21 protein-coding genes are annotated in these 24,175 nt (G+C 66.4%); 14 read left to right on the plus strand and 7 right to left on the minus strand.

What is annotated here, in order from left to right; all coding sequences use genetic code 11:
• Nucleotides 1–42 precede the first annotated feature (42 nt).
• Genes JF515_RS07655 through JF515_RS07675 form a run of 5 tightly spaced genes read right to left on the minus strand, consistent with a single transcriptional unit; the run spans nt 43 to nt 4,148 of the window.
• Nucleotides 43–1,155: an NADH:flavin oxidoreductase gene (locus tag JF515_RS07655; RefSeq protein ID WP_203102728.1), complete on the minus strand. Its 1,113-nt coding sequence runs from the start codon at nt 1,153–1,155 to the stop codon at nt 43–45.
• 52 nt (nt 1,156–1,207) lie between these two features.
• The gene (locus tag JF515_RS07660) at nt 1,208–1,780 is read right to left on the minus strand and encodes a C40 family peptidase (RefSeq protein WP_203102729.1); all 573 of its coding nucleotides are present in this window, start codon (nt 1,778–1,780) and stop codon (nt 1,208–1,210) included.
• Nucleotides 1,777–2,451 (minus strand): ribulose-phosphate 3-epimerase, encoded by a 675-nt coding sequence (gene rpe, locus JF515_RS07665; RefSeq protein WP_203102730.1) that lies wholly within the window; start codon nt 2,449–2,451, stop codon nt 1,777–1,779. The genes JF515_RS07660 and rpe overlap by 4 nt, the downstream gene beginning before the upstream one ends.
• 24 nt (nt 2,452–2,475) lie before the next feature.
• Nucleotides 2,476–3,168, minus strand: coding sequence for an N-acetylmuramate alpha-1-phosphate uridylyltransferase MurU (gene murU / locus JF515_RS07670; RefSeq protein ID WP_238400931.1), 693 nt, complete (start codon nt 3,166–3,168; stop codon nt 2,476–2,478).
• A complete protein-coding gene (locus JF515_RS07675) occupies nt 3,159–4,148 on the minus strand; it encodes an aminoglycoside phosphotransferase family protein (RefSeq protein WP_203102733.1) in 990 nt (329 codons plus the stop codon). The genes murU and JF515_RS07675 overlap by 10 nt, the downstream gene beginning before the upstream one ends.
• A gap of 144 nt (nt 4,149–4,292) precedes the next feature.
• On the opposite strand from JF515_RS07675, the gene JF515_RS07680 reads away from it, so the two are divergent.
• From JF515_RS07680 to JF515_RS07735, 12 genes are all read left to right on the plus strand, one after another.
• Nucleotides 4,293–6,566, plus strand: coding sequence for an LPS-assembly protein LptD (locus JF515_RS07680; RefSeq protein WP_203102735.1), 2,274 nt, complete (start codon nt 4,293–4,295; stop codon nt 6,564–6,566).
• Nucleotides 6,559–7,872 (plus strand): peptidylprolyl isomerase, encoded by a 1,314-nt coding sequence (locus JF515_RS07685; RefSeq protein WP_203102737.1) that lies wholly within the window; start codon nt 6,559–6,561, stop codon nt 7,870–7,872. Before JF515_RS07680 ends, JF515_RS07685 begins: the two co-directional genes overlap by 8 nt.
• Nucleotides 7,869–8,858 carry a 4-hydroxythreonine-4-phosphate dehydrogenase PdxA gene (pdxA, locus tag JF515_RS07690; RefSeq protein WP_203102739.1) on the plus strand — a complete coding sequence of 330 codons (990 nt, stop codon included), beginning with the start codon at nt 7,869–7,871 and terminating at the stop codon, nt 8,856–8,858. Before JF515_RS07685 ends, pdxA begins: the two co-directional genes overlap by 4 nt.
• Nucleotides 8,855–9,664 (plus strand): 16S rRNA (adenine(1518)-N(6)/adenine(1519)-N(6))-dimethyltransferase RsmA, encoded by an 810-nt coding sequence (gene rsmA, locus JF515_RS07695; RefSeq protein ID WP_203102741.1) that lies wholly within the window; start codon nt 8,855–8,857, stop codon nt 9,662–9,664. The genes pdxA and rsmA overlap by 4 nt, the downstream gene beginning before the upstream one ends.
• Entirely contained in the window at nt 9,661–10,050 is a 390-nt protein-coding gene (gene apaG, locus JF515_RS07700; protein WP_238400932.1) for a Co2+/Mg2+ efflux protein ApaG, read from the plus strand. The genes rsmA and apaG overlap by 4 nt, the downstream gene beginning before the upstream one ends.
• Nucleotides 10,051–10,081: 31 nt before the next feature.
• Nucleotides 10,082–10,909, plus strand: a complete 828-nt coding sequence (locus JF515_RS07705; protein WP_203102743.1) for a symmetrical bis(5'-nucleosyl)-tetraphosphatase — start codon at nt 10,082–10,084, stop codon at nt 10,907–10,909.
• A gap of 455 nt (nt 10,910–11,364) precedes the next feature.
• A complete protein-coding gene (locus tag JF515_RS07710; protein ID WP_203102745.1) occupies nt 11,365–13,287 on the plus strand; it encodes a PrkA family serine protein kinase in 1,923 nt (640 codons plus the stop codon).
• Between the two features lie 77 nt (nt 13,288–13,364).
• Nucleotides 13,365–14,645 carry a YeaH/YhbH family protein gene (locus tag JF515_RS07715; RefSeq protein ID WP_203102747.1) on the plus strand — a complete coding sequence of 427 codons (1,281 nt, stop codon included), beginning with the start codon at nt 13,365–13,367 and terminating at the stop codon, nt 14,643–14,645.
• Nucleotides 14,642–16,153, plus strand: a complete 1,512-nt coding sequence (locus JF515_RS07720; RefSeq protein WP_203102749.1) for a SpoVR family protein — start codon at nt 14,642–14,644, stop codon at nt 16,151–16,153. Before JF515_RS07715 ends, JF515_RS07720 begins: the two co-directional genes overlap by 4 nt.
• Nucleotides 16,154–16,235: 82 nt before the next feature.
• Nucleotides 16,236–17,258, plus strand: coding sequence for a Fe(3+) ABC transporter substrate-binding protein (locus JF515_RS07725; protein ID WP_203102751.1), 1,023 nt, complete (start codon nt 16,236–16,238; stop codon nt 17,256–17,258).
• A 4-nt stretch (nt 17,259–17,262) separates the two neighbouring features.
• On the plus strand, nt 17,263–18,936 hold the full coding sequence (locus tag JF515_RS07730; RefSeq protein ID WP_203102753.1) for an ABC transporter permease: 1,674 nt from the start codon (nt 17,263–17,265) through the stop codon (nt 18,934–18,936).
• On the plus strand, nt 18,905–19,963 hold the full coding sequence (locus tag JF515_RS07735) for an ABC transporter ATP-binding protein (RefSeq protein WP_203102755.1): 1,059 nt from the start codon (nt 18,905–18,907) through the stop codon (nt 19,961–19,963). Before JF515_RS07730 ends, JF515_RS07735 begins: the two co-directional genes overlap by 32 nt.
• A gap of 49 nt (nt 19,964–20,012) precedes the next feature.
• Here the strand turns inward: JF515_RS07735 and JF515_RS07740 are convergent, their stop codons facing one another.
• Both JF515_RS07740 and JF515_RS07745 read right to left on the minus strand, forming a co-directional pair.
• Nucleotides 20,013–20,990, minus strand: coding sequence for an NAD(P)H-dependent flavin oxidoreductase (locus JF515_RS07740; protein WP_203102757.1), 978 nt, complete (start codon nt 20,988–20,990; stop codon nt 20,013–20,015).
• A gap of 63 nt (nt 20,991–21,053) precedes the next feature.
• A complete protein-coding gene (locus JF515_RS07745; RefSeq protein ID WP_203102759.1) occupies nt 21,054–21,977 on the minus strand; it encodes a DMT family transporter in 924 nt (307 codons plus the stop codon).
• A 150-nt stretch (nt 21,978–22,127) separates the two neighbouring features.
• Here JF515_RS07745 and JF515_RS07750 point away from each other — a divergent pair, with 150 nt between their 5' ends.
• Together JF515_RS07750 and JF515_RS07755 are read left to right on the plus strand one after the other, a co-directional pair.
• Nucleotides 22,128–23,369: a multifunctional CCA addition/repair protein gene (locus JF515_RS07750; protein WP_203102766.1), complete on the plus strand. Its 1,242-nt coding sequence runs from the start codon at nt 22,128–22,130 to the stop codon at nt 23,367–23,369.
• Entirely contained in the window at nt 23,357–24,094 is a 738-nt protein-coding gene (locus tag JF515_RS07755; protein WP_203102768.1) for a pteridine reductase, read from the plus strand. Before JF515_RS07750 ends, JF515_RS07755 begins: the two co-directional genes overlap by 13 nt.
• Nucleotides 24,095–24,175: the final 81 nt, after the last annotated feature.

Raw genomic sequence — 24,175 nt, forward strand, 5'->3', positions numbered from 1 at the left:
CGCGGCCCCGATGGAGAGCAAGCCCGTCAGAGACTCCGTGGCTCAGCTCAACGACCCGAGGGCGGCCTTGGTGAACGGCTCCATATGTTCGGTGTCGTCCTCGCGCAGCTTCACCAGCCAGTTCGGGTCCTGCAGCAACGCCCGCCCCACGGCGATCAGATCAAACTCATCGGCGGCCATGCGCCGCACCAGCTCCTCCACGCCCTTGTGGTTGGCGGTACCGCCAATGCCCTGATTGTTGGCGCCGATGAAATCATCATCCAGCCCCACGCTGCCCACGGAAATCGCCGGCTTGCCGGTGAGCTTTTTGGTCCAGCCCGCCAGGTTCAGATCGGAACCCTCGAATTCCGGCACCCAGAAACGGCGCGTGGACGCATGAAAAATGTCCACCCCGGCCTCCACGAACAGCGCCAGGAAACGCTCCAGCTCCTCCGGCGTATGCGCCAGGCGCGCCTCGTAATCCTGCTGCTTCCACTGGGAATAACGCAGCACGATCGCGAAGCCCTCGCCCACCGCCTCCCGCACCGCGCGCACCACCTCAACGCCGAAGCGGGCCCGGTTCTCCAGGGAGCCGCCGTACTGGTCGTCGCGCTGGTTGGTGCCCTCCCAGAAGAACTGATCCAGCAGGTAACCATGGGCGCCGTGGATCTCCACCCCGTCGAAGCCCAGCGCCTTGGCGTCCCGGGCACCGTCGGCGAAGGCGCGGATCACGTCGTCGATGTCCGCCTGATCCATGGCCTTGCCATTGGGCTTGCCGGGCTTGAACAGGCCGGACGGCGAATAGGCGGGGGCGTCCTTGTCGGGACCCACGCCGGGCCGGCGGGTGCCGCCCACGTGCCAGAGCTGGGGAATGATGGCGCCGCCAGCGCCGTGCACCTGCTCCACCACGCGCTTCCAGCCGGCCAGCGCCGCCTCGCCGTGGAAAGCGGGCACCGCGTCATGGCCCGGCGCGCCCGGGTGATTGATGGTGGTACCTTCGGTGATCAGCAGACCCACCTGGCCCTCGGCCCGGCGCCGGTAATAGCCGGCCACGTTCTCGCCAGGCACCTGGCCAGGCGAGAAATTACGGGTCATGGGGGCCATGGCCACGCGGTTGCGCAGCTTCAGGGACTTGCACTCAAAGGGGCGGAACAACGGCGCGAGATCAGCGCTCATGGACAAACTCCCGGTCAGTCAAACGTCATCGAATAAAAAACAGTGACGTAATCTACCGTGATTCGTCCGAAAGCGACACCGCCGACGGCGGCTCCGTGAGGTTCAGGCGCCGCGCCTTCCAGTAATGACGCCGCCAGTAAACGTTGTTCAGCGACGAGGTCATGACGCCACGGCTGGTGGATGCGTGCAGGAAGCGGTCGCCGCCCATGTAGATGCCCACATGGCGTTGGCGAAAGCCGGTCTTGAAGAACACCAGATCACCGGGCGCCAGATCGTCCCGGGGCACGCGCCGGCCCTCCCGGGCCAGTTGCTCGGTGGTGCGCGGCACCTCCACGCCCAACCGGGACTGGAAGGTAATCTGCACGAAGGCGGAGCAATCCACCCCGCGCCGGTCGGTGCCGCCCAGCCGGTAGGGCACCCCCCGCCAGGCGTCGGCCTGCTCACGCAACAGCGGCAACACCGGCGAGGCGGTATCGCCCACCGGCACGTCGTCGCGCAGCAACGGCGGCGGCTCGCCACCGGCGTCGCGACTCTCCACGGCGGGCATGGGACGGCTGGCGCAGCCGGCCAGCAGGGCAATCAACACCAGCAGCCCGAGCCCGGCCCCGCCGCCCGGCGCCTTCATGCCGAGGGCAGCGCCGCGCGCATGGCGTCGATCACCGCGCGGTAGTCGTCCTTGCCAAAGATGGCGGAGCCGGCCACGAAAGTGTCGGCGCCGGCGGCGGCCACCTCGCCGATGTTGTTCTCGGAGACACCGCCATCCACTTCCAGACGGATGTCGCGGCCGCTGTCGTCGATCAGACGGCGCACCCGCTCGATCTTCTTGAGGGTGCCGGGGATGAATTTCTGACCGCCGAAGCCCGGATTCACGCTCATCAGCAGGATCATGTCCAGCTTGTCGATAACGTATTCAAGGCAATCCGGCGAGGTGGCCGGGTTGAGCACCAGGCCGGCCTGACAGCCGGCGTCGCGGATCAGTTGCAGGGAGCGGTCCACGTGGCGGGAGGCTTCCGGGTGAAAGGTGATCATGGAGGCGCCGGCGTCGGCGAACATGCCGATCAGATCGTCCACCGGGCTGACCATCAGATGCACGTCGATGGGCGCGGTGATGCCGTGCTGACGCAGCGCCTTGCAGACCATCGGGCCGATGGTCAGGTTGGGCACGTAATGGTTGTCCATCACGTCGAAGTGGATCACGTCGGCGCCGGCGGCGAGCACCGCGTCGCATTCCTCGCCCAGGCGGGCGAAATCCGCGGCGAGAATGGAGGGCGCGATCCAGGGAGTCTGTTTGGCCATGAAGTGTTGTCCTCGATGGGTGGCTCAGGGGCGGCGACCGGCCAGGAAACGGTCCAACTCGGCGAGGCGCTCGGGCGTGCCAATGTCCCACCAGTGGCCCCGGTGGTGCTCGCCGCTCACCCGCCCCGCCGCCATGGCCGCGCGCAACACCGGCGCCAGCCGCCGCTCGCCCTCTTCCAGGCGTTCGAACAGCGCCGGGCGCAGCAGCGCGATGCCGGGGTAGGTAAGCCGGGGCTCCGCATTATCGCTTACCCGGCCCTTGCCTGTTAAATGGAAATCCCCGCCCGGATTGTGCGGTGGGTTGTCCACCAGCACCAGATGGGCATCGTCGCCCTCGGCCAAGGGCCCCAGGTGGCGGAAGTCGTAATCGGTCCAGATGTCGCCGTTGACCAGGATAAAGGGCGCCGGCCCCAACAATGGCAGGGCACGGCGAACGCCGCCGGCGGTCTCAAGCGGGGCGCCCTCGTGGGACCAGTGCAGGCGCACGCCCAGGGCCTCGCCGTCACCAAGCCGCGCCGGCAGTTGCTCGCCCAGCCAGCCGGTGTTGATCACGATGTCGCCCACGCCGGCGTCGCGCAGGGCCTCGATGTGGTACTGGATCAGCGGCCGGCCGCCGGCTTCCAGCAGCGGCTTGGGGGTGCGGTCGGTGAGCGGACGCATGCGCTTGCCGTAACCGGCGGCGAGAATCATCGCCCGAGGCGCCACGGTCACGGGCATTGCCATTCATCCAGCAGCCGGCCCAGGTCCGCCAGCTCCGGGCGCCGGGCGATCACGGCGCGCAGGTAGGCGAAGAAGCGCGGTGCGTCCTGCAGATACTTGGACTTGCCATCCCGGTGGTGAATGCGGGCAAAAATGCCGATCACCTTGAGATGGCGCTGAGCGCCCATCAGGTCGCACCAGCGCAGCAGTTCGTCGAACGCCTCCGGCACCGGCAGGCCGGCGTCACGGGCACGCCCGTGGTAAACCCGCAGCCAGGCCAGCACACGGTCCTCCGGCCAGCTCAGGAAGGCATCCTTGAACAGGCAGATCGGGTCGTAGCTGATCGGCCCGTGCACCGCGTCCTGGAAATCGATCACCCCCGGGTTGGGATCGCTGACCATCAGGTTGCGCGGCATGAAGTCGCGGTGCACGAACACCCGGGGCTGGCCCAGGGCCGCCTCGATCAGGGTCTCGAACACGGCCTCCAGCCGGCGTCCCCGGTCGCCGCCCGGGGCCAGCCCACGGTGGCGGTCCAGGTACCAGTCGCGGAACAGGTCCAGCTCCCGGCGCAGCAAGGCCCGGTCATACACCGGCAAGCCGGCGGCGTCGGCGTGACGCTGCTGGGCGATCAGCGCGTCCAGGGCGGCGGAGAACCAGGCGTCCGCGTTGCCGTCGTCCAGGGCGGTGAGCCAGGTTTCCGTGCCCATGTCGCTAAGCAGCAGGAAGCCGCGCTCAAGGTCGCGATGCAGAACCTCCGGCACATTCACGCCGGCCGCGGCCAGCCGTTTGGCCACGTCGATGAAGGGCCGGCAATCCTCCTGCTCGGGGGGCGCGTCCATGGCCACCAGGGAACGGCCACCATGCCGGTAGCGGAAATAACGGCGAAAGCTGGCGTCGGCGGAGGCCGGCTCCCCGGCCACCGGCGCGCCCAGCCAGTCGCTTACCCATTGGTCCAGCGCCACGCGCCGGGAATCCTCATTACCCTTCTCTGGCTGCATTGCCACCTTCAATCCATTACACTGCCGCGATTCGACTGAAAACCCGTACCGCCACGACAACGCCGGCCCTACCGGCAGGGCGAGCGCCATCATGGACGCGGTCGGGGATTCCGAAACGGCCTTTTTACCTGTTCCGAGCAGCCGATGCCACTGCCCAAACCATCGTTTTTAGCCGGCCTGGCCCTGACCCTGGCCGGCGTCGCCGGCGCCGACGACGACCTCAACTGGGTCGACCGGGAAACCATGGACGCCCTGCCCCCGGTGCAACAGCGCCCGATTCCCGTGTGGTGCAGCGGCATCTATTACAACCCCCGCGTGGGGATGCCCGCCGAGCGCAGCGACACCATCATCACCGCGGACAACACCAGCCTGACCCAGGACGGCCTGATCGAGATGGGCGGCGACGTGCTCATTGAGGAGCCCGGTCGGCGGCTGACCACCCAATCCGCCCTGCTCGACCAGTCCAGCGGCAAGTTTCAGGTGAACAGCGCCCTGCGCCTGGAGACCGACCAGTTCACCTTCCTGGCGGACGGCATGAGTGGTCAGACCGACCGCCGCGAGGCGAGCCTGGACCGGGTACGCTACGCCCTGTTCGGCCCGAGCGCCCGGGGCACCGCCGATTACATCGACGTGGTGGATCAGTTCATCACCGTGGACCACGGCACCTACACCACCTGCGCGCCGGACTCCAACGGCTGGCAGCTCAAGGGCCGGCAGATCCGGCTGGACCGTGGCAAGGGCTGGGGCGAGGCCCGCGACGTGACCCTCAAGGTCAAGGGCGTGCCCCTGATCTGGCTGCCCTGGATCACCTTCCCCATCGACGACCGGCGCAAGACCGGGATGCTGTTCCCGACCATCTCCAGCAGCGACAGCGGCGGTCTCGACATTACCCAGCCGGTGTACATCAATCTGCACCCGCAGATGGACGCCACCGTGGCGCCGCGCTACATCGACGGTCGCGGCAGCGGCCTGGAAACCGAGTTCCGCTACCTGAACCGCTTCGGGCTGGGCCAGGTGAGCTACGGCGTGCTGTTCAGCGACCGCCAGTTCAACGATGAAAACCGGGAAGTAGCCGGCTGGCAACACAGCGGCTCGATCCAGCGCTGGCAGCTCACCGCCGACGTCAATTACGTATCCGACGACTTCTATTTCAAGGACCTGGACACCGGTCTGGAAGTGAGCTCCCAGACCCACCTGCCGCGGCTCGGCGAGGCGCGCTATTTCGGTCGTCACTGGCAGATACTGGGGCGTCTGCAGTCCTGGCAGACCATCGACCCGACCCTGCCGGACGATCAGGAACCCTACCGGCGCCTGCCACAGCTGCAGCTTTCCGGCGACCCGCGCCTGCTGGGCCCGGTGCGCGGCCTGTGGCTGAGCGACGTGACCGCCTTCGATCGCTCCGACAACGACACCAGCAGCAACCCCACCGGCGCCCGGGTACACCTGGCACCGGGCCTGAGCGCCCGGCTCGAAAAGCCATGGGGCTACGTGGAGCCACGCGCCCGGCTTTATCACACCCGCTACCAGCTGGACAACGCGGAGGACAGCGGCGTCGACCCCACTCTCACCACCTGGGGCGCCAGCCTGGATTCCGGGTTGTTCATGGAGCGCGGCACCAGCCTGTTCGGACGCGGCTATACCCAGACCCTGGAGCCCCGTGTATTCATCAACAAGGTGGCCTACGAACAACAGGACGACCTGCCGGATTTCGACGCCGGCGAGTTGACCTTCTCCTATAACACCCTGTTCCGGGAAAACCGCTTCATCGGCTACGATCGCATCGGCGACGAGCAAAAAATAGCGCTCGGCGTGACCAGCCGCTTCCTGCGCGACGACGACGGTCGCGAGCAACTGCGGCTGCGCATGGGCCAGGGCTATTACAGCGGCGAACGCAAGGTGCAACTGGACGGCGCCGACCCGGACGACGCCGACCAGACGCCGCTGGTGGCGGACATGCGCTGGAACTTTGGGCACGATTGGTACCTCTATTCCGAAGGCCAGTGGGACACGCACGCCAACGAGCGCCAGCGTTCCTCCCTGCGGCTGGGGTACACCGACCGGGAGCGCCGTATCTTCAATCTGGGCTTCCACGATCTACCCCAGGAAGACATCCGCCAGTCGGAGATCGCCACCATCCTACCGATCCACGACAACTGGCGGCTGATCGGGCGCTGGCTCTACGACATGGAGAACCAGCGCACCCTGGAAACCCTGGCGGGCGCCGAATGGCGCAACTGCTGCTGGAAGATTCGTCTGCTCAGCCAGCGGGAACTCGCCGACGACAACGGCGACGGCACCCTGGAAGGCGACTCCACGGTATTAATGCAGATTCAAATGACCGGGCTGGGCGGTTTCGGCGGCCGGGTGGACACCCTGCTGGAACGCAGCATTCCCGGATACAGGAGCGAGTATGATTAGGAAAACCCTGGTGGCCAGGCTACTGGGCACCCTGTTGCTGAGCACCTTGTTGCTCTCCCTGGGCGCCCGGGCCGACATGCAGCCGCTGGACCGCATCGTGGCCGTGGTCAATGACGGTGTCATCATGCAAAGCGAGCTGGACGCCCGCGTCGACGACATCGCCGCCCAGTTCCGCGCCGACAATCGCCCGATGCCGCCGCTCAATGTCATGCAGGAGCAGGTGCTCGACCGCATGATTCTCGAGCGCGTGCAGCTGCAAATGGCCGAGCGCGCCGGCATCCGCGTGGATGACGCCGCCCTTAACCAGGCCCTGGAGGGCATCGCCCGACAGAACAACATGACTCTGCCGCAATTCTCAGAGGCCCTGCGCGGCGACGGCTACGACTGGACCCAGTTCCGCGAGCAGATTCGCAATGAAATGGTGATCTCCCGGCTGCAGCAACGCAGCGTGGCCTCGCGCATCCGCATCACCGACCGGGAAGTGGAGCGCTTCCTGCAGTCGGAGACCGGCAAACGCATGTTCCAGGCCGATTTCCACCTCGGCCACATCCTGGTCAAGGTGCCCGGCGGCGCCAGCCCGGAACAGGTCAGCCAGGCCAAGGACAGGGCCCTGGATCTGGTGGCGCGCCTGCGTGGCGGCGCCGACTTCTCGGAAACCGCGGTGGCCGAATCCGACGGCCCCCAGGCGCTGGAAGGCGGCGACCTGGGCTGGCGCGAGGCGGCCCAGTGGCCGAGTCTGTTCGCCGACGCCGCCATCGACATGCAGAAGGGTGAGATCAGCGAACCGCTGCGCTCCGGCGCCGGCTTCCACATTCTCAAGATGATCGACCGCCGTGGCGGCGCCGCCAAGGTGGTCACCCAGTATCGGGTTCGCCATGTGCTGGTGCGCGCCGACACCCTCACCACCGAGGCCGAGGCCCGCCAGGAAATCAACCGCGTTCACGACGAGGTGGCCAGCGGCAAGTTGAGCTTCGCCGACGCCGCCGAGCGCTACTCCGACGACCCCGGCAGCGCCCGCGAGGGCGGCGAGCTGGGCTGGGTGACTCCGGGCGAGATGGTGCCGGAATTCGAGCAGATGATGACGGAGACCCCGGAGGATCAACTCTCGCCGGTATTCCAGACCCAGTTCGGCTGGCACTTCCTGGAGGTGGAGGAAACCCGCGATACCGACATGAGCGACCGCTACCGCGATCTCCAGGCCCGCCAGGCACTGCAGAAGCGCCGCTTCGACGAGGAGCTGCAAACCTGGCTGCAGGAGCAGCGCGCGGAGGCCTACGTGGACATCCGCCTCGACGAGGACGCATGAGCCGCCCCCTGGCCCTGACCAGCGGCGACCCCGCCGGCATTGGCCCGGACCTGGCGCTGGCGCTGGCCGCCGGGGATACGCCGCCATCGCTGGTGATCCTGGGCGACCGCGACGTGCTGAACGCGCGTGCCGCCGCCCTGGGCCTGGAGGTCACCCTGCCCGACTGGGCTCCCGGCGAGCCGGCGCCCGCCGGCGCCGCCCTGTGGCACTGCCCGGCCGGGGCCCCGGTTCACGCCGGCCGGCCGGACCCGGCCACCGGCGCCGGTACCCTGAACATGCTCAAGCGTGCCGCCGACGGCTGCCTGGACGGCACTTTCGCCGCCATGGTCACCGCGCCGGTGGCCAAGAATGTGATTTGCGAAAGCGCCGACCCGACGTTCACCGGCCACACGGAATTCCTGGCCGAGCGCGCCGGCGTGGACCAGGTGGTGATGATGCTGGCCGCCGGTGATCTCCGCGTTGCCCTGGCCACCACCCACCTGCCCCTGGCACGCGTGCCGGAGGCCATCACCGACACCACCCTGAGCCGGGTGCTGACCATTCTGCGCGACGACCTGCGCGCCAAATTCGCCCTGCCGCGGCCGCGCATCCTGGTGCTGGGGCTGAACCCCCACGCCGGCGAGGGCGGCCACCTGGGCCGCGAGGAGCTGGACATCATCATCCCCACCCTGGAGCATCTGCGCGGCGAGGGCTTCGACCTGACCGGCCCGGTGCCGGCGGACACCGCCTTCCAGCCGGAGCTGCTGGAACGCCACGACGCGGTGCTGGCCATGTACCACGATCAGGGCCTGCCGGTGCTCAAGTACGCCGGCTTTGGCGAGGCGGTGAACGTGACCCTGGGGCTGCCGTTCATTCGCACCTCCGTGGATCATGGCACCGCCTTCGATCTGGCCGGCAGTGGCCGCGTCCGGGCCGGCAGCCTGCGCGCCGCCACCGCCCTGGCGGCCGATCTGGCCCGGCGCGCCGGCACGGAGGCCGCGTTATGAGCGAACATCGCGCGCGCAAGCGCTTCGGCCAGCATTTCCTCCATGATCCGGCCATCATCGACCGCCTGGTTCGCAGCGTCGCGCCCCGGGACGGCGAGACGCTGGTGGAAATCGGCCCTGGCCAGGGGGCGCTCACCTATCCTTTGCTCGATGAGGTGCATCATCTGCAGGTGGTGGAGCTGGATCGCGACCTGATCGCCCTGCTGCGCGAGCGCATCGCCCCGGAGCGGCTGACCATCCATGAGAGCGACGCCCTGCGTTTCGATTTCGCGGCCTTGGCCGGCGACGGCCCGCTGCGGGTGGTGGGCAACCTGCCCTACAACATCTCAACGCCGCTGATCTTCCACCTGCTGGACCAGGCCGGCACCATCGCCGACATGACCTTCATGCTGCAGAAGGAAGTGGTGGACCGGCTCACCGCCGCCCCGGGCGGCAAGGACTATGGCCGGCTGTCGGTGATGGTGCAGTACCATTGCCAGGCGGATTACCTGTTCTTCGTGCCGCCGGGCGCTTTCCGACCGCCGCCCCGGGTGGATTCCGCCGTGGTGCGGCTGACGCCCTACCGCGAGCCCCCCTGGCCCGCCGACGATCCGGCCTGGCTGGCGCGGCTGGTGGCCCAGGCGTTCAGCCAGCGGCGCAAGGCGATCCGCAACAGCCTGAAATCCCTGGTCGCCGCCGAAATCTTCACGACCACCGGCATCGATGCCGGATTGCGCCCCGATCACCTCACGGTGGCGGACTACGTGGCCCTGGCCAATGCCAGCGGCGGCGCCACCGACACAGCGAACAAGAAGGAGTCCCGATGACCGCCGTGGACGACAACCCCTACCGTATCCAGGTATCCGTGGAAACCGAATACCTGGCGGATCAGAGCGATGAAGAGAATCAGCGCTGGGTGTTCGCCTACCACATCCGCATCCATAACCGGGGCGACATGACCGCCCGGCTGCTGACCCGGCACTGGGTGATCACCGATGGCGAGGAACGCACCCGGGAGGTGCACGGCGAGGGCGTGGTTGGCGAGCAGCCCAGCATCGCGCCGGGTCAGGAGTTTCAGTACTCCAGCGGCGCCGTGCTGGAGACCGAGGTGGGCACCATGCACGGCAGCTACCAGATGCTGGCCGAGGACGGCACCTGTTTCGACGCCGACATTCCCGCCTTCACCCTGGCGGTACCGCGCGCCCTGCACTAAACCGGACCGTACGGAATCGAGGAAACACGCCATGAGCACCTACGCAATCGGCGATCTGCAGGGCTGCCTGGCCCCGTTCGACGCCCTGCTGTCGCGCATCGGCTTCAACCCGGACCGGGACCGGCTGCTGCTGGCCGGCGACCTGGTCAACCGGGGCCCGGATTCCCTGGGCACCCTGCGCCGGGTCCATGAGCTGCGCGACAATGTGCAAGTGGTACTGGGCAACCATGATCTGCACCTGCTGGCGGTGGCCCACGGCCACGCCACGGTCAAGAACAAGGACACCCTGCGACCGATCCTGGACGCGGCGGACCGCGACACCCTGCTCGGCTGGCTGCAACGCCAGCCCTTGCTGGTGGAAGCCCCCGCGTTCAACGCGGTGATGACCCACGCCGGCCTGCCGCCGCTGTGGACCCTGGAGCAGGCCCGTGAGCGGGCGGCGGAAATCACCCGGGTACTGGCGGACCCGGCCAGCGCGGGCATATTCTTCCAGGAAATGTATGGCAATGAGCCCGCCGGTTGGCGCGACGACCTCAGCGGAGCAGCCCGCTGGCGGGTAATCACCAACTATTTCACGCGCATGCGCTTCGTCAACCGCCAGGGCGACCTGGACCTGACCACCAAGGGCGAAGCGGACCAGCCCCCGGCGGGCTTCATGCCCTGGTTCGAGCACCCGGACCGCCTGGAGCGCGGGCTCATGGTGCTGTTCGGCCACTGGGCGGCGCTGGAAGGCCACACCGGCGTGGCCGGCGTCGAAGCCCTGGATACCGGCTGTGTCTGGGGCGGCACCCTGACCGCCCTGCGCCTGGACGATGGCGCTCGTTTCCATTGCGATTGCGGCGCTTCCACGGCGCCGTAAAGCCCCCGAAACGCCCGGCATGCACGCCGGGCCTCCTCCTCTCGACGTGTTGTTTACACCGTTTATCGGATAAACAAAAAACAGATTTTTTTTCAACGTTCGTTCGTTTTTTGCTTTTGACTTGGCGCTCGTTTTAGCGCCATGCTAGTCGGCAGAGTGATTCGCGACGACACCCGCGTTTCGAATCCGCCCGCATTGCTCGACCCCGTTATCACGTCGGCGCCAAGGGCGCCGGCCGGGAGTACCCCGATGAATTATGCGCGGACCCAGGCTTCGGCTTTTCACGCCGCCTCCGGACGGCACGGGCCCGCTTTAATTCTTTCCGCCACCTCGTTTCCCGCTCCCCAACCGCTTTCACGCCCACGGAAAAATACCCGCTCCGGGGAAGTTGGAACGAAACTGGCATGGCATTCGTATCGCTTTCCCGATTTCGTACCGTCAGGAGGGAGTAAGGCATGAGTATTCTCCACCACTATCAGGCCCGGTTCGACGCCACCCAGGAAGATGAATTGTCCCTGGAGGATTACCTCGCCCTGTGCAAGAGCGACCCCAGCGTCTACGCCTCGGCCGCCGAGCGCATGTTGATGGCGATCGGTGAACCGGAGCTGGTGGATACCTCCAAGGACCCGCGCCTCTCCCGGATATTTTCCAACAAAATGATCCGGCGCTATCCGGCCTTCAGCGAGTTCTACGGCCTGGAGGACGTAATCGAGAACATCGTCAGCTACTACCGCCACGCCGCCCAGGGCCTGGAGGAAAAGAAACAGATTCTCTATCTGCTCGGCCCGGTGGGCGGCGGCAAATCGTCGCTGGCGGAGAAGCTCAAGGCATTGATGCAAAAGGTGCCGTTCTACGCCATCAAGGATTCACCGGTGAACGAGTCGCCGCTGTGCCTGTTCGACCCGGAAGAAGACGGCCCCATTCTGGAAGAGGAATATGGCATCCCGCGGCGCTATGTGAACAGCATCATGTCGCCCTGGGCGGTGAAACGTCTCAAGGAATACGGCGGCGATCTGAGCCGCTTCCGGGTGGTCCGCCGCTACCCGTCGATCCTGGATCAGGTGGCGGTGGCCAAGACCGAACCCGGCGATGAGAACAACCAGGACATCTCTTCCCTGGTGGGCAAGGTGGACATCCGAAAACTGGAGGACTTCGCCCAGGAAGATCCGGACGCCTACGCCTTCTCCGGCGGGCTGTGCCGCGCCAACCAGGGGCTGCTGGAATTCGTGGAAATGTTCAAGGCACCGATCAAGGTGCTGCACCCGCTGCTCACCGCCACCCAGGAGGGGAATTACAACGGCACCGAGCACATGGGCGCGATTCCCTTCGAGGGCATGGTGCTGGCGCATTCCAACGAATCGGAATGGCAGACCTTCAAGAACAACAAGAACAACGAGGCCTTCATCGACCGGGTCTACATCGTCAAGGTGCCCTACTGCCTGCGCGTCACCGAGGAACAGCTCATCTACGACAAGCTGCTGCGCAACTCCAGCCTTCGCGAAGCCCACTGCGCGCCGGACACCCTGCACATGCTGGCGCAATTCTCGGTGCTCACCCGGCTCAAGGAACCGGAAAACTCCAGCATCTATTCCAAGATGCGCGTTTACGATGGCGAGAACCTCAAGGACATCGACCCGCGCGCCAAGTCGATTCAGGAATACCGCGACATGGCCGGCGTCGACGAAGGCATGGACGGCCTGTCCACCCGCTTCGCCTTCAAGATTCTTTCCAAAGTGTTCAACTTCGACCACTCCGAGGTGGCCGCCAACCCGGTGCACCTGATGCATGTGCTCGAACAGCGCATTGAGCAGGAGCAGTTTCCCCAGGAAAAACAGGATCAGTATCGCCGCTTCATCAAGGAGTATCTGGTCCCCCATTACGTGGAATTCATCGGCAAGGAAATCCAGACCGCCTACCTGGAATCCTACTCCGAATATGGCCAGAACATCTTCGACCGTTACGTCACCTACGCGGATTTCTGGATACAGGACCAGGAGTTCCGCGATCCGGATACCGGCGAGATCTTCGACCGCCAGTCCCTCAACGAGGAACTGGAGAAAATCGAAAAACCCGCGGGTATCTCCAACCCCAAGGACTTCCGCAACGAGGTGGTCAACTTCGTACTGCGCGCCCGCGCCAACAACAACGGCCGCAACCCCAGCTGGATGAGCTACCAGAAGCTGCGCGACGTGATCGAGAAGAAGATGTTCTCCAACACCGAGGAGTTGCTGCCGGTGATCTCCTTCAACCCCAAGGGCAGCGAGGACGACCGTCGCAAACACGACAACTTCGTCAAGCGCATGATGGACCGTGGTTACACCGAGAAACAGGTACGCCTGCTTTCCGAATGGTATCTGCGCGTGCGTAAAGCCCAATAGGTGGCGTGATCGCGGCTGAGGCCGCTCCTACCCCTCCCGGTAGGAGCGGCCTCGGCCGCGATAAGGAGGTTCCTCCCATGAGCTACATCATCGACCGGCGTTTGAACGGCAAACACAAGAGCACCGTTAACCGGCAGCGCTTCCTGGACCGCTACCGGCGGCACATCCGCGAGGCGGTGAACGACGCGGTGGGTCGCCGTTCGATCCAGGATATGGAACAGGGCGAGCGCATCACCATCCCGCAGAAGGATCTGTCCGAGCCGATCTTCCATCACGGCAGTGGCGGTCGCCGCAATGTGGTGCACCCGGGCAACAAGGAATTCCAACAGGGTGACCGCGTCAAGAAACCGTCCGGTGGCGAAGGCGGCGCCGGCGGGCAGCAGGCCGGCGACAGCGGCGACGGCGAGGATGAATTCGCCTTCCAGATCGACCCCCGGGAATTTCTCAACTTCCTGTTCGAGGACCTGGAGCTGCCTAATCTGGTGAAGCGTCACCTGGAAGGCGCGCGCAGTTTCCACCTTCGCCACGGCGGCATCGTCAGCCACGGCATCCCCGCCAAGGTCAACATCGTGCGCTCCATGCGCCAGGCCTCCATGCGCCGTCGCGCCCTGTCCGCCGCCAGCCGCAAGCGGCTGCGCGCGCTCAAGGCGGAACACGAGGAACTGCTGCAGCAGGACCAGTCCCCACAACGCCGGGAACGGCTGGCGGAGCTGGAAGAGCAGATCGCCAAACTGCAGCGGCGTCTGGAACGCATCCCGTTCCTCGACGAAGTGGATCTGCGTTACAACCACCACGTCAAGGTGCCGCGTCCGGTGAGCCGGGCGGTGATGTTCTGCATCATGGATGTGTCCGGCTCCATGAACCAGGACATGAAGGATCTCGCCAAACGTTTCTTCCTGCTGCTTTATCTTTTCCTGCAGCGCAACTATGAACACACCGAGGTGGTCTTCATCCGCCACCACACCAGCGCCAAGGAAGTCACCGAGGAGGAATTCTTCTACTCCCGGGAGACCGGCGGCACCATTGTCTCCAGCGCGCTCAAGCTGACCCTGGACATCATCAAGGAACGCTATCCGGTGGACGAATGGAATCTCTACGGTGCCCAGGCCTCCGATGGTGATAACTGGAACGACGATTCACCGGGCTGCGCCAGCCTGCTGGAAAAGGAATTGCTGCCACGCATGCAGCACTTTTCCTACGTGGAGGTCATGCCACGCAGTCACCAGGCCCTGTGGGATCAATACCAGGGCGTGATGGAACGCAACGGCGATTTCTTCTCCATGGCGCAGATCGACGCGCCGGGCGACATCTATCCCGTGTTCCGCCAGTTGTTCAGAAAACGGATGGAGGCGGTATGACCGTGACCGAGAGCAAACTGCTGTCCACCGGGTCCGACTGGGACTTCGAAACCCTGGACCGCTATGACCGGGCCATCGCCGGGCTGGCCCATGGCAAGTACGGCCTGGACACCTACCCCAATCAGATCGAGGTTATTTCCTCCGAGCAGATGATGGACGCCTATTCCTCCGTGGGCATGCCGGTGGGCTACAACCACTGGTCATTCGGCAAGCAGTTCGTGGAGGTGGAGGGCCGCTACCGGCGCGGCCAGATGGGCCTCGCTTATGAGATCGTGATCAATTCCAATCCCTGCATCGCCTACCTGATGGAAGAGAACACCATCACCATGCAGGCGCTGGTGATCGCCCACGCCAGCTACGGCCATAATTCCTTCTTCAAGGGCAACTATCTGTTCAAGACCTGGACCGATGCCTCGGCGATCATCGACTACCTGGTGTTCGCGCGCCATTACATCGCCGAATGCGAGCAGCGCCATGGGGTCGCCGCCGTGGAGGAAATCCTGGATTCCTGCCATGCCCTGATGAACTACGGCGTGGACCGCTACAAACGCCCCACGCCGATTTCCGCCATGGAAGAGAAACGCCGCCAGCGCGAGCGCGAGGAAGTGCTGCGCCAGCAGGTTTCCGAGCTGTGGAAGACGTTCCCCGACCTGCGGCCCGCCACCCAGCGCCGCGAGCCCAATTTCCGCTATCCGGCGGAACCGCAGGAAAACCTGCTCTATTTCCTGGAAAAGAACGCCCCCTTGCTGGAGCCCTGGCAGCGGGAGTTGATCCGCATCGTGCGCAAGATGGCACAGTACTTTTATCCGCAGCGCCAGACCAAGGTCATGAACGAGGGCTGGGCCACCTTCTGGCACTACACCCTGCTCCACGACCTGTATGACAATGGCCAGGTAAGTGACGGTTTCATGCTGGAATTTCTGCAAAACCACAGCCAGGTCATCTATCAGCCGCCGTTCGACTCGCCCTACTATTCCGGCATCAACCCTTATGCGCTGGGCTTCGCCATGTTCACCGACATCCGGCGTATCTGTGAGCGGCCCACCGACGAGGACCGGCTCTGGTTTCCGGACATCGCCGGCAGCGACTGGCTGGCCACCCTCAAGTTCGCCATGGAGAGCTTCAAGGACGAGAGCTTCATTCAGCAGTTCCTGTCACCCCGGCTGATCCGCGAGTTCAAGCTGTTCAGCCTGTTCGATGACAACGAACGGGACTACATCGAAATCGACGCCATCCACGACGAGCGCGGCTACAAGATAATCCGCAACAAGCTCTCCGAGCAGTACAACCTGAGCATCCAGGAACCCAACATCCAGGTGTACGACGCCGACGTGCGCGGCGACCGCTCCCTGACCCTGCAGCACATCCGCCAGCATCACCGGCCCCTGGACGAGAAAAGCAGCCGCGAGGTGCTGCGTCACCTTTACCGGCTGTGGGGGTTCGAGGTGCACCTGGAAAGCGTGGACAACGGTACCGTGGTGGAGCGCCTGTCGATTCCGGACCTGTGATACGTCCGGTACCTTGATTGATAAATATTCTCATTAATGCTTCTATCCGGGCCGTGTTGTTTCCAGCCTGGAGAAGCTTTTTATGCGCCGTTTTGGTCTGCTTGCATCCGCCCTTTCCGCCACCCTGGTCCTGACCGGTTGCGGCTCCCCCACCGAGGAAGTGAACGTCTACTCCGCCCGCAAGGAAGCCCTGATCAAACCGCTGCTGGACCGATACAGCGAACAAAGCGGCGTTACCGTCAACCTGATCACCGGCAGCGCCGATGCCCTGGTGGAACGGATGAAGGCGGAAGGGGAACACAGCCCCGCCGATCTGCTGATCACCACCGACGCCGGCCGCCTGTACCGGGCCCAGCGGGAAGGCCTGCTTACCGCCACCCAAAGCGACGAGCTGGACCGCCAGGTGCCGCCGGCCCTGCGCGAGCCGGAAGGCCGCTGGTTTGGCCTGTCCGTGCGCGCCCGGGTGATCGCCTACGCACCCGACCGGGTGGACCCGGCCAACCTGTCCACCTACGAGGCGCTGGCCGACGAACAATGGGCCAAGCGCATCTGCATCCGCTCCTCGGACAACATCTACAACCAGTCCCTGGTGGCCAGCCTGATCGCCCATGACGGCGAAGCGGACACCCAGGAGTGGGCCGAGGGGCTGGTGGCCAACCTGGCCCGCGACCCGGTCGGCGGCGACCGCGACCAGATCAAGGCGGTGGCCGCCGGCGAATGCGATCTGGCGGTGGTGAACACCTACTATCTGGGCATGATGCAGGCCGCCGAGGACGCCGAAACCCGTGACATCGGCAACCGCATGGCGGTGTTCTGGCCCAATCAGGATGGCCGAGGCACCCACGTCAACATCTCCGGCGCCGGCGTCGCCAGCCACGCCCCGAACCCGGACCACGCGGTGGAACTGCTGGAGTTCCTGGTCAGCGACGAATCCCAGCAATGGTACGCGGAAACCAACCACGAATACCCGGTGCGCCCGGGTGTACCGGTAAGCGAGCGCCTGCAATCCTGGGGTGAATTCAAGCAGGACGACCTGCCCCTGGTGAAACTCGGCGAACTGAACGCCGAGGCGGTGAAGGTGATGGACCGGGCGGGCTGGAAATAACCCCTTGCCTCCCGGTTCCTCCAGGCGTGCCCGGGCGCGCTCCTGGCTGCTGCTGAGCCTGGCCCTGGCGCTGGCCGCCCCGGTACTGGTGGTGGCCGGCAGCTGGCTGGCCGGCGCTTCCCCCAACTGGGCCCATTTGCGCGCCACCGTTCTGCCGGACTACGCCCGGCTGTCACTGCTGCTGGCCGCCGGCACCGGCCTGGGCACCCTGGTGATCGGCGTGGGCGCCGCCTGGGCGGTGGCGCGCCTGCGCTTTCCCGGCCACGGGGTGCTGGAGTGGGCCCTGCTGCTGCCCCTGGCCTGCCCCGCCTATCTGATCGCCTACACCTGGACCGGCCTGCTGGCCAGCGAGGGCGCCCTGCAACGGGCCCTGTCCTTGCCGCTGCCGGACATTCGCGGCCCGACCGGGGCGGTGGCCATGTTCACCCTGGTGCTCTACCCCTATGTGTACCTGATGGCGCGCGCCGCCTTCGTCGGCCAGGCCGCCCTGGCCCAGGAAGTGGCACGCACCCTGGGCGCCGGTCCCTGTCGCCGTTTCTTCCGGGTCGCCCTGCCGCTGGCGCGGCCCGCCATCGTCGCTGGTCTGGCCCTGGTGCTGATGGAAACCCTGGCCGACTACGGCACCGTGGCCTACTTCGGCGTGCCCACCCTGAGCACCGGCATCTACCGCACCTGGTTCGGCCTGGGTGACCGCCTGGCGGCGGCGCAGCTGGCCGGTGTCCTGCTGCTGGCCATGGTCGCCCTGCTGTGGGTGGAGCGGCGTGCCCGCCAGCAGCGCCGCATCGCTGGCGCCGAAAGTCCGCCGGCGCCACCCCGAGTGCTGTCCCGGGGCCGGGGGCTGCTCCTGGCGACTCTGCTGTGGCTGCCGGTGGTGTTCGGCTTCCTGCTACCGGTGATCCAACTGGCGGCCTGGAGCCTGCCGCGCTGGCGCGGCCTGCTGGCACCGGAGTTCCTGCGTCTGCTCGGCACCAGCCTGCTGATCGCCGCCTGCACGGCGGCGGCGGCCACCGCTCTGGGCCTGCTGCTGGTCTGGGCGCGAAGACTGCACGCCGACCGCCCACGGCGGCTGGCGGCACGGCTGGCCGGCTTCGGCTACGCGGTGCCGGGCACGGTATTGGCGGTGGGCGTGGTGATCGTGCTGGCCGGTCTGGACCGGGGCCTTAACGGCGCGCTCGCCGCCGTGGGCCTGCCACGGCCGGGCCTGCTGTTCTCCGGCACCCTGTTCGCGGTGATCTTCGCCTGCACGGTGCGCTTCCTGACCATCCCGGTGCAGGGCCTGGACGCCGGCCTGCAGGCGCTGTCGCCCAACCTGGACAGCGCCGCCCGCTCCCTGGGCCGGCGGCCACCGGGCCTGCTGCGCCATGTGCATCTGCCGCTGCTGCGCGTGCCCCTGGCCACCAGCGCCCTGCTGGTGTTCGTCGATACCCTCAAGGAACTGCCGGCGGCGCTGGTACTCAGACCCTTCAATACCAATACCCTGGCGGTGCGCGCCTTCGAGCTGGCCTCCGACGAGCGGCTCGCGGACGCCGCCCTGCCGGCGCTGGCGATCCTGCTCGCCGGGGTGGCGCCGGTGCTGCTGCTGACCCGTTCCATGCGTCCCGCCGGCCACGGCGCGCCGGGCGGCGCCCGCCTGTCCATGGAGAGCCATGCGGAAGAAAGCCATGCTGACCCTCGATGATCTGTCCCTGAGCTTCCACCACCAGCCGGTGCTGGAGGCGGTGAGCCTGACCCTGGAGGAAGGCCATATCGGCTGCCTGATCGGCCCCTCCGGGTGCGGCAAGACATCGCTGCTCAGGCTGATCGCCGGCTTTCTGTCACCGTCCCGCGGGCGCGTTGCCCTGCACGGCGACACGGTGGCCGGCGACGGCCACTGGGTGGCGCCGGAGGCGCGCCGGGTGGGCATGGTGTTCCAGGACATTGCCCTGTTCCCGCACCTGGATGTGGCCGCCAACATCGCCTTCGGGCTGCATCAGTGGCCGGCGGCGCAACGGCAGCGGCGGGTGCGGGAACTGCTCGCCCTGGTGGGCCTGCCCGGCCTGGGACGGCGCTACCCGCACCAGCTCTCCGGCGGCCAGCAACAACGCATCGCCCTGGCCCGGGCGCTGGCGCCCCGGCCCCGACTGCTGCTGCTCGATGAGCCTTTTTCCGCTCTGGACGCGGAGCTGCGTGAACAGATCAGCCGGGATGTGCGGCACATCCTGCGGCGCGAAGGCATTACCGCGCTGTTCGTCACCCATGACCAGAACGAAGCCTTCGCCCTGGCGGATCTGGTGGGGGTAATGCACGACGGCCACCTTCTGCAGTGGGACACGCCGTACCGGGTCTATCACCGGCCGGAACACCGCTTCGTGGCGGATTTCATCGGCGGCGGCGTGCTGATTCCCGGCCGCGTCAGCGGACCTCGACGGGTGGAGACGGCCCTGGGTGATCTCGGCGGGGAGCTACCGGACGGCACGTCCCCGGGCGACGCGGTGGAGGTGCTGCTGCGCCCGGACGATCTGGTGATCGACGATGCCGGGCCGCGCCGGGCGCGGGTGGTGGAGCGGGTATTCCGGGGCGCTCGCATGCTCTACACCCTGGAGCTGGACAACGGCCAGCGGCTACCCTGCCTGGCCCCCAGCCACCATGCCCATGAGGAAGGCACCGGGGTGACGGTGCGCCTGGATCTGGAGCACCTGGTGGTATTCACGGCGGATCGCGGCTGAAGCCGCTCCTGCACAGGATTCGCAGGAACGGCCTTAGCCGCGAACGGGTTCAATCGAGCAGGTTCACCAGCCGCTGGCGAATGGTGCTGGTACATTCGTCGATGATCGACGCCACCAGTTCCTCGCAGGATGGAATCGCGTCGATCAGCCCCTGCACCATGCCGCTGGTCCAGATGCCGTAATCCACGTCGCCCTCGGTGAGCGCCACCTTGCCCTTGGCGCCGGCCACCATGTCGCTGATCAGCTCGAACTTCATGTCCTTGCCGGCCTCGCGCTCGATCTCGTTGACCCGCTCGGCGACCTTGTTCTTGTACACCCGGGCGGTGTTGCGCAGGGGGCGGTAGACCAGCGTGGTATCCCGCTCGGAGCCCTCGACGATGGCGCGCTTGATGTTGTCGTGGATGGGCGCTTCCTTGGTGGCCATGAAGCGGGTGCCCATGTTGATGCCATCGGCGCCCAGGGCCAGACAGGCGGCCATCTGCGCGCCGGTACCGATGCCACCGGAGGCCACCATGGGGATGTCCAGCACCTTGGCGGCGGCGGGCAGCAGCACCAGGTTGGTGACGTCGTCCTCGCCGGGGTGGCCGGCGCACTCGAAGCCATCCACGGATACCGCCGCGCAGCCCAGGCTCTGGGCCTTCAGCGAGTGGCGCACGGAGGTGCATTTATGGATCACCTTGACGCCGTGCTCGTTGAACAGCGCCATGAACGGCTCCGGGCTGCGCCCGGCGGTTTCCACGATCTTGACGCCGGACTCGACGATGGCCCGGGCGTATTCCTCGTAGGGCACCGGTTTGATGGTCGGCAGCAGGGTCAGGTTGACGCCGAACGGCTGGTCGGTCATCTCCTGGCAACGGGCGATCTCACGAGCCAGATCCTCCGGCGTCGGCTGGGTCAGCCCGGTGATGATACCCAGGGCACCGGCGTTGGACACCGCGGAGGCCAGCTCCGCGTAGCCCACGTTCTGCATGCCGCCCTGGATAATCGGATAACGGGTACCCAGCAATTCGGTAAGACGTGTTTTCATGGCGATCTCTCTCCCAAGGTGATTGGCCGACCCTACCCAGGCGCCCGGGCAAGGACAATGATCTTATCCGTCACCAACAGTGGCGGAAACGACCTGACGCCGCACCCGCCGGTCGCCGAACAGGTAAAATCCCAGCGCCGCCACGATCACCGCCGCGCCGGCCAGAACCCGTGGCCCGAGCTGCTCATCGTTAAGCAACGCGCCCAGCGACAGCGCCAGCACCGGCGTGATCAGCGTCACCAGGGCCACCGTGGCCGCCGGCAGCCGGGTCAGTACCAGGAAATAACAATAAAAGCCCACCAGGGAACCGAATACCGCCAGATAGATGATCGCACCCAGACCGCGCACGTCCCCGCTCCACGCCACGCCCTGGCCGGTGGCCAGCAACGCCGCGCCATACAACGGCAACGACAACAACAGCCCGCCCACGGTCTGCTGCATGGGCGCGAGACCGGCCCCCACGCGCTGCACCACGATGCCGGACAACGCGAACAGCGTGACCGCCGAGAGAATCCACAGCATGCCACGGCCACGCCGGTCCACCACCTCGACGCCACCCCACAGCGTCCCCAGGCTGTCGCCAAATACCAGTGCCAGCCCGGCCAACCCCAGCAGACAGGCCCCCCAGTGCCAGCCGTTGAACCGCTGCCCGCCGGGCAGCCACTGCATCATCACCCCGGAAATCAAAGGCGCCATGCCGAACACCACGGAAATCAGCCCGGAGGGCAAATCCCGGGCCGCCATATAGCTGCAGCCCATGGCACCGAAAATGCCCGGCAAGGCGGCACCGTAGCTGGTCAGGGCGCGCCGGTGCAGCGGCAGCCCCTGCCCGCGCGCCAACAACCAGAGCAAGCCCAGCGCCGCCGCCAGCGCCATGCGCGAACCGGCGGCGGCGAACGCCGGCAACGCCTCACCGCTCCATTTAATACCCAGGGGCGTGGTCGCCCACACGGCGATCACGATCAAATAGGCAGCCAGGGTGTTCATGGCATTCCTTCACAAAAAAAGGGGCGGGGTTGTCCCAGGCCGGGCACCCGGGGAAAATGCGTCGGTCAAAAAAAACGCGGCTCAACCGCGTTGGCTTGCGAATAAAAACAGACGTGCGACCATTCTGCGTTAAAGGGTTGGTGACAACAAATGGATATCTATCTTGTAGGCGGCGCGGTTCGAGACGAACTGCTCGGCCTTCCGGTCAAGGAACGAGACTGGGTGGTGGTGGGCGCCACCCCGCAACAACTCATCGATCAGGGCTTTCGCCCGGTCGGCAAGGATTTTCCCGTTTTTCTGCATCCGCAGACCGGCGAGGAATACGCGCTGGCGCGCACCGAACGCAAAAGCGGCCACGGCCACGGCGGCTTCACCTTTCACGCTGATCCGTCCATCTCCCTGGAACAGGACCTGATCCGCCGCGATCTGACCATTAACGCCATGGCGCGCACCGCCGACGGCGAGGTCATCGACCCCTTCAACGGCCGCCACGATCTCAAAGCCCGGATATTGCGCCATGTCTCCCCGGCCTTCGCCGAGGACCCGTTACGCGTGCTGCGTGTGGCCCGCTTCGCCGCCCGCTACCGCTGGCTGGGGTTCCGGGTGGCGGAGGAAACCGAGGAACTGATGGGCGACATCGTGCTCAGCGACGAGCTCAGGCATCTGCCCGCCGAAAGGGTCTGGAAGGAAACCAGCCGCGCGCTCATGGAACGCTCTCCCCAGGTGTTCCTGCAAACCCTGCACGACTGCGGCGCCCTGGGTGAATTGTTCCCGGAGCTGGCCAACCTGGACGGCGTGCCGCAATGCCCGGACCACCACCCCACCGTGGACGTGCTCACCCATCAATACCGCTGTCTGGCCCAGGCCGCCCGTCAGAAGCTGCCCTTGACGTGCCGCTTCGCCCTGCTCTGTCATGATCTTGGCAAGGCGGAAACACCGCCGGACGGCTGGCCCGAACACCGTGGCCACGAACGGCGCAGCGAAGTGCTGGCACGGGAGTTCGCGGAGCGACTCAAGGTGCCCAGGGAAATGGCCGACGCCGGTGTCACCATGGCCCGCTGGCAACGGCGCGCGCATCGCGTTTTCAATCTGCGCGCGGTGGACATCTGGGAGCTGCTTCACAGTCTGGACGTGCTTCGCCGCCCCCGGCGGCTGAAGTTTTTCCTGAGCGCCTGCGAGGCCGACGCGCGCACCTGCGCCGCCGACCCCAAGGCCCCCTTCCCGCAGGGCGAATTTCTCAATGGCGCGGCCGAGGCGGTACGCCAGGTGGACGCCACCGCCCTGCGCGAAGCCGGCCTGGCCGGCCCCGCCCTGGGCCGCGCCCTGGAAGAAAAACGCATCAAGGCCATCCGGGAATACAAACGGGAGTTCACCCAGCAATGGCGCCAATAGCCCTGGTCACCGGCGGAGCTCGCCGCATCGGCGCGCGCATCGCGCACACCCTCCACGAACGCGGTTGCCGGGTACTGATTCATTACCGGCACAGTGAAGCGGACGCCATGGCACTGGCCGATCGCCTCAACGGCCTGCGCCCGGACAGCGCCGCCACCTTGCGCGCCGACCTGAACGACCCGGACGCGGTACGCGACCTGGCGGCACGCGCCCTTGACCATTTCGGCGGCATGGACCTGCTGGTCAACAACGCGTCCAGTTTCTATCCCACGCCGCTGGCGGATGCCGGCGACGACGACTGGGACGCACTCATGCACAGCAACCTGCGCGCGCCCTTCCTGCTCAGCCAGGGGCTCGCCGAGGCCCTGACCCGCGACGGTGGCGGCGCCATCGTCAACATCATCGATGTCTACGCGGAAAAGCCCCTGGCGGCCCACCCTCTCTACTGCATGGCCAAGGCCGGCCTGGCGATGATGACCAAAAGCCTGGCCCGGGAGCTTGGCCCGGCGGTACGCGTCAACGGCGTCTCCCCCGGCCCCATTCTGTGGCCGGAGCAAGGCGGCGAGGATCAGGCCGCCATTCTTGGCGCCACCGCGCTGAAGCGCGCCGGCGACCCGGATGACATCGCCAGCACCGTGGCCTGGCTGGCCCTCGACGCGCCCTATGTGACCGGCCAGATCCTGGCCGTGGACGGCGGCCGCTCGCTCACCCTGGCCGGCGCCTGAGCCGGCGCCGCGGGACAAACCGCACAACCTCCCGGGACACCGGTGAAAGCCACCCCCCGCCTCCCCCTGGCAGACTCAAGC

This window comes from Alloalcanivorax marinus (genome assembly GCF_016785095.1).
Taxonomy (GTDB): Bacteria; Pseudomonadota; Gammaproteobacteria; order Pseudomonadales; family Alcanivoracaceae; genus Alloalcanivorax; species Alloalcanivorax marinus_A.

Bases quoted from the DNA above. Each gene is read 5' to 3' on its own strand.
- JF515_RS07655 (WP_203102728.1), bottom strand. From the start codon at position 1,155: ATGAGCGCTGATCTCGCGCCGTTGTTCCGCCCCTTTGAGTGCAAGTCC.
- JF515_RS07660 (WP_203102729.1), bottom strand. From the start codon at position 1,780: ATGAAGGCGCCGGGCGGCGGGGCCGGGCTCGGGCTGCTGGTGTTGATT.
- rpe (WP_203102730.1), bottom strand. From the start codon at position 2,451: ATGGCCAAACAGACTCCCTGGATCGCGCCCTCCATTCTCGCCGCGGAT.
- murU (WP_238400931.1), bottom strand. From the start codon at position 3,168: ATGCCCGTGACCGTGGCGCCTCGGGCGATGATTCTCGCCGCCGGTTAC.
- JF515_RS07675 (WP_203102733.1), bottom strand. From the start codon at position 4,148: ATGCAGCCAGAGAAGGGTAATGAGGATTCCCGGCGCGTGGCGCTGGAC.
- JF515_RS07680 (WP_203102735.1), top strand. From the start codon at position 4,293: ATGCCACTGCCCAAACCATCGTTTTTAGCCGGCCTGGCCCTGACCCTG.
- JF515_RS07685 (WP_203102737.1), top strand. From the start codon at position 6,559: ATGATTAGGAAAACCCTGGTGGCCAGGCTACTGGGCACCCTGTTGCTG.
- pdxA (WP_203102739.1), top strand. From the start codon at position 7,869: ATGAGCCGCCCCCTGGCCCTGACCAGCGGCGACCCCGCCGGCATTGGC.
- rsmA (WP_203102741.1), top strand. From the start codon at position 8,855: ATGAGCGAACATCGCGCGCGCAAGCGCTTCGGCCAGCATTTCCTCCAT.
- apaG (WP_238400932.1), top strand. From the start codon at position 9,661: ATGACCGCCGTGGACGACAACCCCTACCGTATCCAGGTATCCGTGGAA.
- JF515_RS07705 (WP_203102743.1), top strand. From the start codon at position 10,082: ATGAGCACCTACGCAATCGGCGATCTGCAGGGCTGCCTGGCCCCGTTC.
- JF515_RS07710 (WP_203102745.1), top strand. From the start codon at position 11,365: ATGAGTATTCTCCACCACTATCAGGCCCGGTTCGACGCCACCCAGGAA.
- JF515_RS07715 (WP_203102747.1), top strand. From the start codon at position 13,365: ATGAGCTACATCATCGACCGGCGTTTGAACGGCAAACACAAGAGCACC.
- JF515_RS07720 (WP_203102749.1), top strand. From the start codon at position 14,642: ATGACCGTGACCGAGAGCAAACTGCTGTCCACCGGGTCCGACTGGGAC.
- JF515_RS07725 (WP_203102751.1), top strand. From the start codon at position 16,236: ATGCGCCGTTTTGGTCTGCTTGCATCCGCCCTTTCCGCCACCCTGGTC.
- JF515_RS07735 (WP_203102755.1), top strand. From the start codon at position 18,905: ATGCGGAAGAAAGCCATGCTGACCCTCGATGATCTGTCCCTGAGCTTC.
- JF515_RS07740 (WP_203102757.1), bottom strand. From the start codon at position 20,990: ATGAAAACACGTCTTACCGAATTGCTGGGTACCCGTTATCCGATTATC.
- JF515_RS07745 (WP_203102759.1), bottom strand. From the start codon at position 21,977: ATGAACACCCTGGCTGCCTATTTGATCGTGATCGCCGTGTGGGCGACC.
- JF515_RS07750 (WP_203102766.1), top strand. From the start codon at position 22,128: ATGGATATCTATCTTGTAGGCGGCGCGGTTCGAGACGAACTGCTCGGC.
- JF515_RS07755 (WP_203102768.1), top strand. From the start codon at position 23,357: ATGGCGCCAATAGCCCTGGTCACCGGCGGAGCTCGCCGCATCGGCGCG.